This is a genomic window from Synechocystis sp. PCC 7339, from assembly GCF_019924095.1.
Lineage (GTDB): Bacteria > Cyanobacteriota > Cyanobacteriia > Cyanobacteriales > Microcystaceae > Synechocystis.
Map to the genome: position 1 here is coordinate 3,197,879 of NZ_CP063659.1, position 14,848 is coordinate 3,212,726.

13 protein-coding genes and 1 riboswitch are annotated in these 14,848 nt (G+C 48.9%); of the genes, 7 read left to right on the top strand and 6 right to left on the bottom strand.

Going from position 1 to position 14,848, the window contains the following annotated elements; all coding sequences use genetic code 11:
- Positions 1–37 precede the first annotated feature (37 nt).
- Positions 38–877, bottom strand: a complete 840-nt coding sequence (gene ylqF / locus IQE94_RS15090) for a ribosome biogenesis GTPase YlqF (RefSeq protein WP_223342244.1) — start codon at positions 875–877, stop codon at positions 38–40.
- 417 nt (positions 878–1,294) lie between these two features.
- Here ylqF and IQE94_RS15095 point away from each other — a divergent pair, with 417 nt between their 5' ends.
- The 6 genes from IQE94_RS15095 (at position 1,295) to coaBC (ending at position 5,771) form a co-directional block, all read left to right on the top strand.
- The gene (locus IQE94_RS15095) at positions 1,295–2,323 is read left to right on the top strand and encodes a chlorophyll a/b binding light-harvesting protein (protein WP_028946814.1); all 1,029 of its coding nucleotides are present in this window, start codon (positions 1,295–1,297) and stop codon (positions 2,321–2,323) included.
- 167 nt (positions 2,324–2,490) lie between these two features.
- Positions 2,491–2,670 carry a hypothetical protein gene (locus IQE94_RS15100; protein WP_144428705.1) on the top strand — a complete coding sequence of 60 codons (180 nt, stop codon included), beginning with the start codon at positions 2,491–2,493 and terminating at the stop codon, positions 2,668–2,670.
- A 56-nt stretch (positions 2,671–2,726) separates the two neighbouring features.
- A complete protein-coding gene (gene fldA, locus IQE94_RS15105; RefSeq protein ID WP_028946813.1) occupies positions 2,727–3,239 on the top strand; it encodes a flavodoxin FldA in 513 nt (170 codons plus the stop codon).
- 231 nt (positions 3,240–3,470) lie between these two features.
- A complete protein-coding gene (locus tag IQE94_RS15110; protein WP_212720528.1) occupies positions 3,471–4,226 on the top strand; it encodes an alpha/beta fold hydrolase in 756 nt (251 codons plus the stop codon).
- A gap of 66 nt (positions 4,227–4,292) precedes the next feature.
- A complete protein-coding gene (locus IQE94_RS15115; protein ID WP_194016944.1) occupies positions 4,293–4,544 on the top strand; it encodes a DUF2555 domain-containing protein in 252 nt (83 codons plus the stop codon).
- A 12-nt stretch (positions 4,545–4,556) separates the two neighbouring features.
- Positions 4,557–5,771 (top strand): bifunctional phosphopantothenoylcysteine decarboxylase/phosphopantothenate--cysteine ligase CoaBC, encoded by a 1,215-nt coding sequence (gene coaBC, locus IQE94_RS15120; protein WP_212720526.1) that lies wholly within the window; start codon positions 4,557–4,559, stop codon positions 5,769–5,771.
- A gap of 91 nt (positions 5,772–5,862) precedes the next feature.
- Here the strand turns inward: coaBC and IQE94_RS15125 are convergent, their stop codons facing one another.
- Positions 5,863–6,990 carry a YheT family hydrolase gene (locus IQE94_RS15125; protein WP_212720524.1) on the bottom strand — a complete coding sequence of 376 codons (1,128 nt, stop codon included), beginning with the start codon at positions 6,988–6,990 and terminating at the stop codon, positions 5,863–5,865.
- Between the two features lie 499 nt (positions 6,991–7,489).
- On the opposite strand from IQE94_RS15125, the gene ppk1 reads away from it, so the two are divergent.
- Positions 7,490–9,670 (top strand): polyphosphate kinase 1, encoded by a 2,181-nt coding sequence (ppk1, locus tag IQE94_RS15130; RefSeq protein ID WP_212720521.1) that lies wholly within the window; start codon positions 7,490–7,492, stop codon positions 9,668–9,670.
- Between the two features lie 6 nt (positions 9,671–9,676).
- On the opposite strand, the gene IQE94_RS15135 is transcribed toward ppk1, so the two are convergent.
- The 4 genes from IQE94_RS15135 to thiC form a co-directional block, all read right to left on the bottom strand.
- Positions 9,677–11,140 carry a serine hydrolase gene (locus IQE94_RS15135; RefSeq protein WP_212720519.1) on the bottom strand — a complete coding sequence of 488 codons (1,464 nt, stop codon included), beginning with the start codon at positions 11,138–11,140 and terminating at the stop codon, positions 9,677–9,679.
- A 170-nt stretch (positions 11,141–11,310) separates the two neighbouring features.
- Positions 11,311–12,057, bottom strand: coding sequence for a TrmJ/YjtD family RNA methyltransferase (locus tag IQE94_RS15140; RefSeq protein WP_223342245.1), 747 nt, complete (start codon positions 12,055–12,057; stop codon positions 11,311–11,313).
- 147 nt (positions 12,058–12,204) lie between these two features.
- On the bottom strand, positions 12,205–13,161 hold the full coding sequence (locus IQE94_RS15145) for a YihY/virulence factor BrkB family protein (RefSeq protein ID WP_223342246.1): 957 nt from the start codon (positions 13,159–13,161) through the stop codon (positions 12,205–12,207).
- 190 nt (positions 13,162–13,351) lie between these two features.
- Positions 13,352–14,731 (bottom strand): phosphomethylpyrimidine synthase, encoded by a 1,380-nt coding sequence (gene thiC, locus IQE94_RS15150; protein WP_190598694.1) that lies wholly within the window; start codon positions 14,729–14,731, stop codon positions 13,352–13,354.
- Positions 14,732–14,738: 7 nt separating this feature from the next.
- A riboswitch (TPP riboswitch) is annotated at positions 14,739–14,834 on the bottom strand.
- Positions 14,835–14,848: the final 14 nt, after the last annotated feature.

Below are 14,848 nucleotides of genomic sequence, written 5' to 3' on the forward strand. Positions count from 1 at the left end.
CACTTGGAATTAACCCCTGTTCTAAGTCTATCTCGGCCTAGGTCTCCGGGGGCAATTCCAACGGTAGGGGCCCCAGTAATCCTTTGCGGAAATCGTTCAGAAGTTGCACGGCGGCCCTTTCCCGATCGCCATTATGGCGGGCATCGGCTAGGGCAATTAAATACAAATCCCCATTCATGGTTTCCGGGGCAACTTGGTAACGGTGCGTCAACGCCGACCCCAGGGATAAATCCAGCAACAAATCCACCATGGCGATCGCCACCGCCTGATTTTCATAGGCCGCTTCACCAATATCTTCACAGATAGCTAATTTAAGGGCATTGGCCTGATTTTCCAGCTTGAGGGGAATCACCCCAGGGGAATCGAGCAATTCCAAACTATCGGAAATGCGAATCCACCGTAACTGCCTGGTTACCCCCGCTCGCCGGGCACTTTCCACCACCTTACGGCCCAAAAGTCGGTTAATTAATGCAGATTTACCTACGTTAGGGAAGCCCATGACCACCGCCCGCACCGGCCGCGGTTGCATACCCCGCCGCTTTCTCCTTTCATTAACGGCTTTACCTGCTTGCTGAGCCGCTTTGCTAATGGCCTTTACTCCGGTGCCTTGCTTCGCATTGGCGTAATACACCGTTTGATTTTGCTGGCGGAACCAGGTTAACCACTGCTCCTGTAATTCCGGTGTGATCATATCCACTCGGTTGAGAATAATTAATTTCGGCTTTTCTCCCACCCAGAGGGGCACATCGGGATGTTGGGATGCCAAGGGAATGCGGGCATCAATTACCTCCAGCACTACGTCAACTTTGTTTAACTGCTCCCGGAGTTGTCTTTCCGCTTTGGCAATATGCCCGGGATACCATTGGATTAAGGCCATGAGTTGTTCACTTTTTTACTGACGAGGGCTTCTGGGGGCCACGCTCCCACCCATAACAGCTTGCCACATCCCCGGTGGAAGTTACGCCGCCAAAGGCGATCGCCAGACCCCAAATCCCAGCCCAGAGCCATATTCAACCAGACTTAATATTTCTTAACATTTTTAGTTGCTATAAATTCTCATTTATGCCCCTATAATAATTCGGGAGTAAGTGCTAAAGATTCTCAACTATCTGACGATGGTTTGAGCTTAGCCCTAGGAAATTATTGGCGATCGCCGGTGTGAATGGAGGCAGAATGGTCTCGGGTGGACGGAGAACGCTTTATTGCCCACATCCATGGCGGTCTGCCAACCTAGGACTTTTGGCATTTATTGCTATTAATTATTAATTATCGTCTAAATTGAGGAGGTAATTCTGTGCAAACCTATGGCAAAGACACCGTTCAATATGAATGGTGGGCTGGCAATGCCCGTTTCGCTGATCAATCGGGGCTATTCATAGCAGCCCATGTGGCCCAGGCGGCCTTAACAGCATTTTGGGCCGGAGCCTTCACCCTGTTTGAAATTTCCCGCTTTGACCCCACCCAGGCCATGGGGGACCAGGGGTTAATCCTACTGCCCCATTTAGCTACCCTTGGTTGGGGCGTGGGCGATGGCGGACAAATTGTGGACACCTATCCCTACTTTGTCATCGGCAGTATCCACCTGATCGCCTCGGCCGTACTCGGGGCCGGAGCTTTATTTCATACCCTGCGGGCCCCCGCTGACCTAAGTACCCTCCAGGGCCAGGGCAAAAAATTCCATTTCACCTGGGAAAACCCCCAACAACTGGGGATAATTTTGGGTCATCATCTCCTGTTTCTGGGGGCCGGAGCTCTTCTGTTGGCGGGCAAAGCCATGTATTGGGGTGGCCTGTACGATGCCACAAGCCAAACTGTACGCCTAGTCAGCTCACCAACATTAGACCCTTTGGTTATCTATGGTTATCAAACCCATTTTGCCAGCATCAGTAGCCTGGAAGATCTGGTGGGGGGACATATTTTTGTTGGTTTTCTGCTCATTGGTGGAGGTATTTGGCACATTCTGGTGCCACCTCTCGGTTGGGCCAAAAAGGTTTTGCTCTTTTCTGGAGAAGCCATTTTATCCTACTCCCTGGGGGGCATTGCCCTAGCGGGATTTGTAGCGGCCTACTTCTGTGCCGTTAACACCCTGGCCTATCCGCCGGAATTTTATGGTCCGCCTTTGGCAATTAAATTGGGAATTTTTCCCTATTTTGCCGACACAGTGGAACTGCCCATGCATGCCCACACCAGCAGGGCTTGGTTAGCCAATGCTCACTTTTTCCTGGCCTTTTTCTTCCTCCAAGGTCATCTCTGGCACGCACTACGGGCTTTGGGTTTTGACTTCAAACGGGTCGAACAAGCCTTTGATTCCCTGCAAGCCTAGTTATTAGCCATTAGCTTTTCCTCTCTTAAGCAAGCATCGGGGTTTACTTTGCCTAGCCATGCCAGCTTTAAATTAAGACTCCATTGCTGGGTAATAGTAAACCTCTTTTATTCTTAATTCCCTTGCCTAAGTTAGTTAACGTATCTTTTCCCATTGCCTAAAAAATTATGGGTCATCCTCACACTTGTTTGTGCTGTTCCCACTGTCTTTTGCGGCATTTACATCAAGGAAATTTAGTTTGGTATTGCTGTCAGTGTCGCCAGATGCAGGCGATCGCCAACAATAGCACTAGCCCTCTTTCTTTCAACACCTCGGAACTGCTAAACCAAGCTCTACTTAACAGTTAACAGTTTCTCCGGATTATTTCTACAAAAAAATTAAGCTGACTAACTCTCCAGTAACCATGACAAAAATTGGACTTTTTTACGGTACTCAAACCGGCAACACCGAAACCATCGCTGAACTCATTCAAAAAGAAATGGGCGGTGACAGTGTAGTGGATATGATGGACATTTCCCAAGCTGATGTGGATGATTTTAAACAATATAATTGCCTCATTATTGGCTGTCCCACCTGGAATGTGGGGGAACTCCAGAGTGATTGGGAAGGCTTTTATGATCAACTAGATGAAATTGATTTTAATGGCAAAAAGGTAGCCTACTTCGGTGCGGGCGATCAGGTTGGTTATGCCGACAATTTTCAAGACGCCATGGGCATCTTAGAGAAAAAAATCAGTGGGTTAGGGGCAACTACAGTGGGATTTTGGCCTACCACTGGCTATGACTTTGATGATTCAAAAGCGATAAAAAATGGGCAATTTGTTGGCTTAGCCCTGGACGAAGACAATCAACCAGAGTTAACCGAAGGCAGGGTGAAGAAATGGGTTAGTGAAATTAAACCTATTTTGCAGTCCTAGAAACTTTAAAGTCAATTTATTATGGCCATCAATACCCCAATGTTTTATTGATTCCACCAATAATTAGTGTTGCTTGGACTTGTCTTAAAAATCTGATCGCTCGTCACAGCCATGTTGAGCTTGAGTCAATTTTAATCAACCAGTAAATAACCCTAAATCGACTAAGTTATTTTTTACTCCTCACCTCATCTAAATCATTGCCAACCTTTTATGTCTAGCCGGACTCCTACCATGACAAGCCAAAATATTCACCCCCAAAGCCCCATTATTTGGCTCAACTTTAGCCCTGCATTGAGGCGTTTTGATCGTCCTTTGTTACGTCAATTAAGCAAAAGTCAACCCATTTTACAATGGGATTATCATCAAACCGCCGACGAACCCAACTGTTTAACAGTAGGACTAGATTTAGTCGGCGAGTATCTAAAAAATTTTGACCAGCCAGTTCATTTAATTGGCCATAGCACCAGCGGTTTGTTGGCATTATTATATGCCCGTCAATGTCCCGAAAAAGTTCGTTCCCTCTCCCTGCTTTCCGTGGGGGTATATCCTGCCCTGGATTGGCAAGCCTATTATTACAGTCAATTTGATGCCATGCGCTACAGCCGTCATTTGCTCCTCGGTCAAATGGCCCACCATTTATTTAACTGCTGTTCCCTGCGTCAGACCCAAACCATTGTTAATATTTTGGAAAATGATCTATTGACTTCCATTTCTCCCCACAGTTTGTACAAACAATTAGTGATTTTACCTAATCATATTTCTGTCCCTCTCTTGGTGGCAGTGGGAGAAGCAGACGGCATTATCGACACCAGTTTATTCAATGGCTGGCAACGGTGGAAAAAACCTGGCGATCGCCTTTGGTTATGTCCTGAAGGAAAATACTTTTTTCAGTTTGAACATCCAGAAGTGACCGCATTTCAATTACAAAAATTTTGGCGATCGCTCCAAGGGCAGGAAGCCCCTTCTTCCACCTCTCTACTGGCCTAGGTTCAAGTACTCTAACCCTAGCTCAGCCTATTCTCTTGGTTACAACCAACGCACAGACTATAAAATATGAGGTGCCGACGGTTGTCAACTTCAGGAGTATTGTCCATGTCAGTCCAAAACCTGAGCAAAAAAGATGTAGCCGCCCTCACCGCCGAGGATGTGGCCCAATTGGCCCAACGGTTGGAAAATGATGATTACACCGACGCTTTTGAAGGGCTGAAGGATTGGCATCTCCTGCGGGCGATCGCCTTTCAGCGGGAAGACTTGGCGGAACCCTATCTTTACCTGCTGGACAATGAAACCTATGACGAAGCTTAGGGTTAGGGACCGATGGTGAAGGGGAAACGCATCCTAATTGGGGTGGGGGGCGGCATTGCCGCCTACAAAATTTGTGAAGTGGTGTCCCAACTATTCCAGCAGGGGGCAGAAGTAAGGGTAATTCTCACCGCTGAGGGCGAAAAGTTTGTCACGCCCCTGACCTTCACCACCCTGGCTCGCCATCCCGCCTACGGCGACGCAGATTTTTGGCAACCCATACATCACCGTCCCCTCCACATTGACCTAGGGGAATGGGCGGATATTTTCCTCATTGCTCCCCTCACTGCCCACACCCTGGCCAAACTAAGCCACGGTTTTGCCGATGATTTACTCAGCAATACGGTATTGGCTTCCCGCTGTCCGGTGCTATTAGCCCCCGCCATGAATACGGATATGTGGGAACAGGAGGCAGTGCAAAGGAATTTACAACAATTGCTGGGTGATCGCCGTTACCATTTGTTGGCGCCCAATGGGGGACTATTGGCCTGTGACCGGCGCGGGGTAGGACGTTTGGCGGAACCAGCACAAATTCTGCATCGACTGCAAGCATTATTGTTCACCGAGGGTCAGGAAGATTTACGGGGGAAAAGGATTTTGATCACCGCCGGTGGCACCCAGGAATATTTGGATGCAGTGCGGTTTATTGGTAATCCGTCCACCGGCAAAATGGGTTTGGCCCTAGCTCAATCGGCGGTTGATCGGGGGGCAACGGCGACTCTCATCCATGGCCCCATAGGGGATTTGCCCATACCCATGGGAATAACAAATATAGCAGTGGTTAACGCAGAGCAAATGCAAAAAGCCCTCCTCGAACAGGCTCCCTCCGCGGATTGGATTGTGATGGCCGCCGCTGTGGCCGATGTTAAACCAGCCCAAACGTTGACTGGCAAAATAGCTAAACGGGATTTACCCGAAAGCTTGCCTTTGGCTCCAGTGCCGGATTTGATCGCCCAGGTTGGTGAACAAAAACAGCCCCATCAATTACTGGTGGGTTTTGCTGCCCAAGCGGGAGATATTATTACCCCCGCCCAAGAAAAGTTGCAGAGGAAAAATCTAGATGTGATTATTGCCAATCCCATTGACCAACCCCAGGCCGGCTTTGGCACCGACAGTAATCAGGCTGTAATTATTGACCGCCAAGGCTCCAAAACGGCGATCGCCCCTTGTACAAAATTGGCCATGGCGCACCAGATTTGGCAATATTTGTTGGAAAGAGTGGGAAGTTGATTAATCCGCTCTAACTTTTCCTAACGGCATGGTGATCAATTTCCCTCAATTTCCCCTTAGCTTCCCTTAATGAGATGGTGATTAATCCCCCCTAGCCCCCCTCAATAATAAGGTGGGAAGTTTGAGTATCCAACCAATCTAGGGTGCGGTGGATGGCCCAATTTTCGTCGGGATCATTGTTTTCCCTCTGACAACGGGCATTGGCAATGTAGCCCACATGGCCGCCCTTGGGGGTTAACTGTACATCCACGGCGGCAAGTTGGTTTTGCAAGCTGGCCAATTCCCGCACTATGGCGGGATGGAACATGGGATCGTCGGCGGCGTAGAGCAATAGGGTTGGTCTAACAATTTTGCTCAACAGGGGCAAGGCGCTGCTGGCTTCGTAATAATCTTCCACAGAAGCAAATCCGAGGCGATCAATCACTAAATTGTGGTCAAAACCCCAAATGCTCTGGGCCCGTTCAATGGCTTGGGGGTCAAACTCCCCCGGATGGTGGCGATGTAACTGCCAGGCCAATTCCTTGAGGTTGTTGGCGATCGCCTTTTCTAAATACAGTCTCACCGGATGACTGGTTAAATAATTGAGGGAGCGCTGGGAATCAAGACTAGGGCAAATGGCTATGGCTCCCCCAATGTCCGTGGGCGAAAGACAAGCCAGCATTGCGTCATCGTTAGCCCAATCTGTCAGGGTTTGGCTCTTATACACCCCCCAGAGGGAAAGCTGACCCCCCAGGGAATAACCCCCAAACCAAAAGGGGCTCGGGTAGCCCAAAGCCTTAGCCTGGGCAGCCAAATAGACAAAATCCTCCCCTTCATACAAGCCATCGGAGGTGAGGGTAGGGGAGAGTTCCGCCGATTTGCCGTGGGCGCGCCAGTCAAACAAAATTACGCCATAGTTTCGTTCATAAACCCAGCGTCCCCATTGTCGCAAAAAGCCTTGATCTTCCAAAGATCCAGTAATGCCATAGGTGGCAATTAACGTTCCTTTGCCCAGGGGGGGAATAGGCGATCGCCATGTTTGTAGGGGCACGCCCTGGGAGCCGGTCATTACCTGGGCAATATATTCAGGTTCCCCGGTCTGGGCTGAGTTTAAGCAACGCTGATTGGCCACAAAGGCAGTGTAAATAGTCATGGCCAAGCCCGATGATAGATACCAAGGGGGGATAAACCGGGGTAACGCTTGACGTTTTTCGGACGGGGCCAACAGAGGCGATCGCATAAATTGATTTTAGAGGATGTCTGAGAAGGGTGTGGAGAATAAAAAAAGAGAGATTAGTCTGTAGCAGTTTCAATGTATGAGTTTGAATTTAGAGCGTTTTTTCCTACTGTATGTGAATGGGGGCTGCTATCACGGAGAGCATCTCGTTGGCTAGGTAATGGACAAGTTTGGCTTGATACTCGAGAAAGTATTTCGTCCCAGGGGGAGTCCAGGATTGACACCTTTACCCAGATGATGGGTTGTGGAGAGAACTGTTGGTTCGTTTCACTAGTTTCGCTGGTTGAGTCACGATTATGAACGGACTACGAAGAGTGCTAAAGAATCCTCCCCCTCGGGGCGGGGAGTGTCAATAATTCATCCTCTGCTAAGCCTATGCCGACATTGGTAAAAACTGTGGACGCATTCCTGCCGACCTTAAACTGGCCATAATTTTTGCCAGGTTAAGCTGGGGTAAGATCAACCTGATCGCCTATCCCCCTGCCATTGGCATCTTGCCCCCATGATCCAAGCTATGCCCTCTGCCCCCACCGTTAACTTTAAAGATCCTGGTTACTATTTTAATCGGGAATTAAGTTGGTTAGCCTTTAATCAACGGGTGCTCCATGAAGGTTTAGACGACCGAACTCCCCTGTTGGAACGGCTAAAATTTTTAGCGATTTTTTGCTCCAACCTGGATGAATTTTTTATGGTCAGGGTGGCGGGGCTCAAGCAACAGGTAGAGGCTAACGTAACTAAACTGACTGCGGATGGTCGTACCCCATCCCAACAGTTGAAGGAAATTAGCAAAAGTCTGCGGCCCTTGGTCTATCAGCAAAATCAGGTGTTTGAATATGTGCTCAAGGAAAAATTAGCGGAGGAAGGCATTTTCCTCAACGATTATGTCGACCTCAGTCAGGAGGAAAGGCATTATCTACACCGCTTTTACGATGATCATATTTTCCCGGTTTTAACTCCCCTGGCGGTGGACCCCAGCCATCCTTTTCCTTACATTTCTAACCTCAGTCTCAATTTGGGGGTAGTGGTACGAGACCCCGACAACGATGAGGAATTATTTGCCCGGGTGAAAGTGCCCCCCACTCTGCCGCGCTTTGTGGCCCTGCCGGAGGATGTGTGTCAGCCCGATCCCGATAAACCATGGCTCTGGACTGGTGTGCCCCTGGAGCAAGTCATTGCCCATAATCTAGAATCCCTTTTTCCCGGCATGATCATCCAGGAGTGTCATTTGTTTCGGGTGACCCGTAACGCAGATATTGCAGTGGAAGAAGATGAAGCTGACGATCTACTCCTGGCGATCGAGGAAGAATTACGGAAACGTAGGGTGGGTAAATCCGCCGTGCGCCTGGAAATTAATGCTTCGACTCCCAAAAATATACGCGATCGCCTGATGACGGACTTGGGGTTAGAGGAAATCGATGTTTATGACATTGACGGCTTGTTGGGGCTAAAGGATCTGTTTTTTTTCCTTTCTCTGCCTGCCCCCCATCTCAAGGATGAACCCTGGGCTTCCGTGATCCCTCCTCGTCTGAAAAATGTCTATGAATTGGTCGACGGAGATGAAAATGGCCGAGTCCAGCAGGAAGGGGTAGATATTTTTAGCCTGATTCGCCAGGGGGACATTTTAGTTCACCATCCCTATCAATCCTTCAGCGCTTCGGTGCAACAATTTATCACCCAGGCAGCCTACGATCCCCATGTATTGACCATTAAAATGACCCTGTACCGCACTTCGGGGGATTCTCCCATTGTTAACGCTCTCATTGCAGCGGCGGAAAATGGCAAACAGGTGGCGGTGTTGGTGGAACTAAAGGCCCGCTTTGACGAAGAAAATAACATTAACTGGGCCAGAAAATTAGAACAGTACGGTGTCCATGTGGTTTATGGATTGGTGGGTCTAAAAACCCACACTAAGACGGTACTAGTAGTGCGCCAAGAAGGCCCCGATATCCGTCGTTATGTTCACATTGGCACTGGTAATTACAATCCCAAAACTGCTAAGCTCTACACCGATTTGGGGTTGATTACGTGTCGTCCAGAATTGGGCAATGACCTGACCAATTTGTTTAATTTTCTGACTGGCTACTCCCGCCAAAAAGATTACCAAAAATTATTGGTGGCCCCGGTCAATATGCGGGAAAGAATGGTGGCCATGATTGAGCGGGAAGCAGACCATTGTCTAAATGGGGGCACCGGTCGCATTGTGGCCAAAATGAATTCCCTGGTGGATACCCAGATTATCCGTGCCCTCTATGCCGCTTCTCAAGCCGGTGTGCAGATTGATCTAATTGTGCGGGGCATTTGTTGCCTCCGACCAGGGGTAGAAAATGTTAGTGACAATATTCGGGTGATCAGTGTGATTGGTCGTCTGCTGGAGCATTCCCGCATTTTCTATTTCCACAATAGCGGTGAAGAGGAAATTTATATTGGCAGTGCTGATTGGATGAGTCGCAATCTAACTCGACGGGTCGAGGCCGTGGTGCCCGTGGAACAGCCGGATCTCAAACAGGAATTACAGTCCATTTTGGGCATTCTTTTGGCCGATAATCGCCAAGCTTGGGAGCTACAACAGGATGGCACCTATGTTCAGCGTCGTCCTGCCTCTCCAGAACAAAGCCAGAGCTCCCAGGCAATTTTCACGGCCCAGGCGATCGCCGAAAGTACGGAAGACCCAGAACTACGTTAGGGATGATTAATTGCTCTGAGCCGCCGGGATCCCTGAGGGGGTTTCTTTCTTAGCAGGGGGCTGGCTGGGGGTAGCTGGAGGGGTAATGCCCTTGTAATGCTGGTAAGCGGTGCGGGAAATATCTTGAATGAGTGAACGTCCGGCCACATCGTTATGGGGTCGGGTGGCCAACACTGCTCCCACATAGCGTTTACCGTTAGGCATATCCACTATGCCCGCATCCCCTAGAACTGTGCCAATGTCACCGGTTTTATGGGCAATTTGAGCTTCCGGTTCTAACCCCTGGGGTAAAAGGGTGCGGGTTTTGGTCTGTTGCATGATGTTCAATAGGCGATCGCGGGATTTGAGGGATAAGAATTCCCCTCCCTGCAGTTTGACCAGCAATAAAGCTAAATCCTGGGGACTGGTGGTGTTGGTACCTTCCAAATCTGGTAGGTAATTATTAATTTTCGTTTGGGGCATCTGCCACGTCTGCAAACGTTGATTGAGAAACTCCTTACCCCCCAGCCGTTTGATCAACATATTGGTGGCAGTGTTGTCACTAATGACAATCATTTTGGTCACCACCTCTAGGGCCGGATAGCTAGAGCGTTTGCCCACATCGTATTGCATGGTGCCAGCCTCCCCCACAATCACATCTTGCGTTAAAGGTAGTTCTTCATGGAGTTGGATTTTGCCCTGGTCCACTGCTTCAAAAAAGGCGATCGCCACGGGGATTTTAATGGTGCTGGCGGCGGGTAGCTTGGTTTCCCCCTTGGCATTTGCAAACTGGCCGTTATCTACATCGATGAAGTAGGAATAGGAATTGATCGCTGGAGCTTTGGAACTCCCCAGGACCGTTAACTTTTGCGTTAAAGCTTGGTCTTGTTGGATGGGCTTAACTTGATTGGGGGCAACACTGGGGGCTGTGGCCACAGTCGTTTCGTGGTTTTCGGCTGTTTCCGGTGTGGCCGTTGCTGGCATTCCCCGCAATTTATCGGTTTCCGTGGTGACCCAACCTGCAATGGAGGCTAGTACCTTTTGAGGATAAATAACCGGCTGGGCCCGATCTGGTTCTTTCCCAGTGGCCAAAGGAGCACTATCCTGATCCCCCCGGATAAATTTGGTGGGGCTAAAGGTGGTAATGGCCGTCCCGGCGATCGCCCCGATGCCAAGGCCGACAATGCCAAGGCGAACAGAAGTCAACAAACTCTTTTGCCACCAACTGAGGGGTTTACTTGGTTTACGGGGCCGGAGGCTGACATTTTTACCCTTGCCCACGGATTTAACTTCAGCAGCGCTGACAACCTTAAAGGGGTTAGCCTTAGTTTCCCCTGGCTTTGGGCTAGACTGTTCCTGATCCATTTCTATGGAGGCACCGGCCTGTCCCCCAACCTCCGCAATGGAGGGGGTGGATGTACCGGAGATAACCCGGAGATTACGGCGTTGGGCGCGGCGAGACTTAGGACGGCGGGGCATGGAAGTAATCATGGTGAGGCTGGGGGGCATTAACCCAAAGGAGGATCGGTCGTTAGGAGGGGAGCGGCCTTTCCATTAGTTCAACACTCTAAAACGAAGCACCCATGCAGGACAAGAACTTGGCAAAAGTTTATTGGCCAGGCCATCACAATCCCCCCCCTTGGTTGCTCGGGATGACTAATTTAAAGTTTAATTTGTTGCGTTAGCCAATCAATTTGTCCCAAAATTCCCCGCAATAGGGCCACTTCTTCGCTGTTTAGTGCGGCTCGCTGATAAATTCTGCGTAATTTCGCCATTTTGCTCGGGGCAGTATGGGGATATAAAACTTGGATATTGAGCAAAGTTGTCTCCAAGTGTTGGCAGTAACTATCCAATTGGGCGTTGGTGGCTAAGGGCATAATTGACCTATCCTCCAGGCGATCGCCTGGGACTTGATTGTCTGCCCCGATGGCCAGGTTAGCTTGGTACAGCTCATAGGTACAGACCATCACCGCTTGGGAAAGGTTCAAGGAAGGATATTGGGGATGGACGGGGATACGAACAAAACGGTGGGCTTGGTTGAGTTCTTCGTTACTGAGGCCACTGTCTTCTCGACCAAACACTAGGGCGCTTTTTAAATTTGGGGCCAGCAACCAAGGCAATGCTTGGCGGGGGGTTTCCATGGGAGATTGCAAAATTCGTTCCCGGGCACTGGTGGCAATGATGCGCTGGCGATCGCCTAGGGCTGTGGCTAAATCATCCACCACCCTCGCTTGGGCTAGGACCTCTTTGGCATGGACTGCCATGGTTTGGGCCTCAACACTCTGATAATCGCAACGGGGATTGACTAAAATTAATTCCCCTAAACCCATATTCTTCATGGCCCTGGCGATCGCCCCTAAATTTCTTTCTCCCTGGGGCTCCACCACCACAATGGCAATATTTTCCAAATTAGTATCCTCCAAAAGTTTTAAATTTGCGGGCGACAATGGTGGAAATTTTCAACACACTCTACAAATATTTATAAAATTGCGCCTCAACTCTTTGCCCGCTTGATTCATATTTGAGAAAAAGCGGAAAATTGTATTCATCCAGTCCTAAAACGGCTTTTCCTTCTGGTGGCGACTACCAAAAATATAGGTAAAGACAAAGGTAAATTCACAACCGATAAAAAATACTTGAAAAATCAAATAAATCCACAGTAACAATACCATTACATTGCCCACCACACCGTAGGCCTGCAAATTCTCTCCAATGCGAATGATGCCACTACCAACTGCATTTTGTAAGACCATCATGGCAGCAGCAGTCAAAATTGCTCCAGGAAAAATATCCCACCATTGCAGACGAGTCGGAGGTAAAACTTTAAACAACGTGATAATAACTGCGGTAATAACAAAATAGGAAATGCCAGTCTGGAGGGTAGTAATTAACGCCAAGCTATCAAAGGTAATCCAAGGAATGGATTGTTCAAACTCTCCTAAAACAGTCAGAATAATTTTGGCAGCCAGGTTAGCAAATATGGACAATAAAAACACCATCACAGTGCTTAACACCAGCAAGAAAGCCAGGATTTTATTTCTAATAAAATTAAAAGCATGTTGTTTAACCCCGGCATTTTCCTTGGGTCGATGAACCACAGCCCAGATTTTATTGACACTTTGATTAAGGGCATCAAAAATCCGGCTAGAGGTGAGTACCAAAATACCAAAGCCGATGATCCCAGCACTAAAGCTACTTTGATTAAGATTGGTCAATGCTTGCTGAAAAACCGTAAAAGGTTGTTCTGGCAAAATATTTTGGGCAAAGCTAATGAGTTGCAAGTAATAGTTTGATTCTGATCCCAACAACCTACCGGCAATACTCAACATGACGAGGCAGATAGGGAAAAGGGAAAATAGGGCATAGTAGGCTAGGGCGGCCCCCATGTCCATGCAGTTATCCTTTTGCCATTTCAGAAATGTTTGTAATATCAACTGACTGATGCGGGCTGGTAAAATCACAGTCCGAAAAAAGTTAATTAACCGCTTCAGTTGGGCGAAATTATTCCCCATCAATCAGATAAAAATGAAAAAATTACCAAGGTGGACCCAAATCGGTCTGATTTCCAGTCTCTCCCCAATGGGAAGATACACTGACCCAAACTGTATCGAAATCGCTCGAGTTGGAGGAAATTTTTAGACCGGATTTGGCCCACCTCTACCTAGGATAGTTAATTATCCTAGGTAGGGGAAAAACCCATGGTTACCGCTGGGCCACCACTTCCTTGTCCTTAGCAAGAAACTGCTCTAGGTCTTCGAGCATTTCCGCATCAACTTTGGTTTGCATGGGGCAGAATTTGGGCCCACACATGGAGCAAAATTCAGCGGTTTTGTAAATGTCTGCCGGTAGGGTTTCGTCGTGGTACTCCTTGGCCCGTTCCGGGTCTAGGGCTAACTCAAACTGGCGGTTCCAGTCAAAGTTATAGCGGGCTTTGGAAAGTTCGTCATCCCGGTCCCTGGCCCCTGGGCGATGGCGGGCAATGTCGGCGGCGTGAGCAGCAATTTTATAGGCAATTAAACCGTTGCGGACATCTTCGGCATTGGGTAAACCTAAGTGTTCTTTGGGGGTGACGTAACACAACATAGCAGTACCATGCCAACCGGCGATCGCCGCTCCGATGGCGGAGGTAATGTGGTCATAACCGGGAGCAATGTCCGTCACTAAGGGGCCCAGCACATAGAAAGGTGCTTCACTGCACTCTTCCATTTGCTTTTTGACGTTGAACTCGATCTGGTCGATGGGGACGTGGCCGGGGCCTTCCACCATCACCTGTACGTCATGCTCCCAAGCCCGTCGGGTTAACTGACCGAGGGTTTTTAGTTCAGACAATTGGGCATCATCGGAAGCGTCGTGGGTACAACCGGGGCGGAGGGAATCCCCCAAACTGAAGGAAACGTCATACTTTTTGAAGATTTCAATAATCTCGTCAAAGTGGGTGTAGAGGGGATTTTGCTTATGGTGATGCAACATCCATTTGGCAATAATGCCACCGCCGCGGGAAACGATGCCGGTAATGCGGGACTTCACCAAAGGTAAATATTCAATCAATAACCCCGCATGGATGGTCATGTAATCCACCCCCTGCTGGGCATGCTTTTCGATGATGTGGAGAAAATCGTCCGGGGTTAAATTTTCGATGCTACCGTGGACGCTCTCCAGGGCTTGGTAAATGGGTACGGTACCAATGGGGACGGGGGAAGCATTGATAATGGCTGTGCGAATCACATCTAAGTCACCGCCGCCGGTGGATAGATCCATTACCGTATCAGCGCCATACTTGACTGACAGCAGTAACTTTTCCACCTCCTCATCAATGTTGGAAGAGTTGGGGGAAGCACCAATGTTGGCGTTAACCTTACATTTGGAAGCAATGCCGATCGCCATCGGCTCCAGATTGGTGTGGTTGATGTTGGCGGGGATAATCATGCGACCCCGGGCCACTTCGTCTTTAATCAATTCAACGGGCAGATTCTCTCGCTTCGCCACATAATCCATTTCCTCGGTGATCACCCCTTTGCGGGCATAATGCATCTGGGAAACATTGGTTTGTCCCTGGCGCTTAGCAACCCAAGCAGTTCTCATACAAATTTCCTCGAATGGTGAGCTTCCCTCCGCTGGTATTACCCAGTCTCAGGTTCTAAGGGTTTTTCTCAGCCTAGCCATCTAGACACCCCTAGCTATGGCAAATTTTAGCATCAT

Bases quoted from the DNA above. Each gene is read 5' to 3' on its own strand.
- IQE94_RS15100 (WP_144428705.1), top strand. From the start codon at position 2,491: ATGGGTCATCCTCACACTTGTTTGTGCTGTTCCCACTGTCTTTTGCGG.
- ppk1 (WP_212720521.1), top strand. From the start codon at position 7,490: ATGATCCAAGCTATGCCCTCTGCCCCCACCGTTAACTTTAAAGATCCT.
- thiC (WP_190598694.1), bottom strand. From the start codon at position 14,731: ATGAGAACTGCTTGGGTTGCTAAGCGCCAGGGACAAACCAATGTTTCC.
- ylqF (WP_223342244.1), bottom strand. From the start codon at position 877: ATGGCCTTAATCCAATGGTATCCCGGGCATATTGCCAAAGCGGAAAGA.
- IQE94_RS15125 (WP_212720524.1), bottom strand. From the start codon at position 6,990: ATGCGATCGCCTCTGTTGGCCCCGTCCGAAAAACGTCAAGCGTTACCC.
- IQE94_RS15135 (WP_212720519.1), bottom strand. From the start codon at position 11,140: ATGATTACTTCCATGCCCCGCCGTCCTAAGTCTCGCCGCGCCCAACGC.
- coaBC (WP_212720526.1), top strand. From the start codon at position 4,557: ATGGTGAAGGGGAAACGCATCCTAATTGGGGTGGGGGGCGGCATTGCC.
- IQE94_RS15110 (WP_212720528.1), top strand. From the start codon at position 3,471: ATGACAAGCCAAAATATTCACCCCCAAAGCCCCATTATTTGGCTCAAC.
- IQE94_RS15145 (WP_223342246.1), bottom strand. From the start codon at position 13,161: ATGGGGAATAATTTCGCCCAACTGAAGCGGTTAATTAACTTTTTTCGG.
- IQE94_RS15115 (WP_194016944.1), top strand. From the start codon at position 4,293: ATGAGGTGCCGACGGTTGTCAACTTCAGGAGTATTGTCCATGTCAGTC.
- fldA (WP_028946813.1), top strand. From the start codon at position 2,727: ATGACAAAAATTGGACTTTTTTACGGTACTCAAACCGGCAACACCGAA.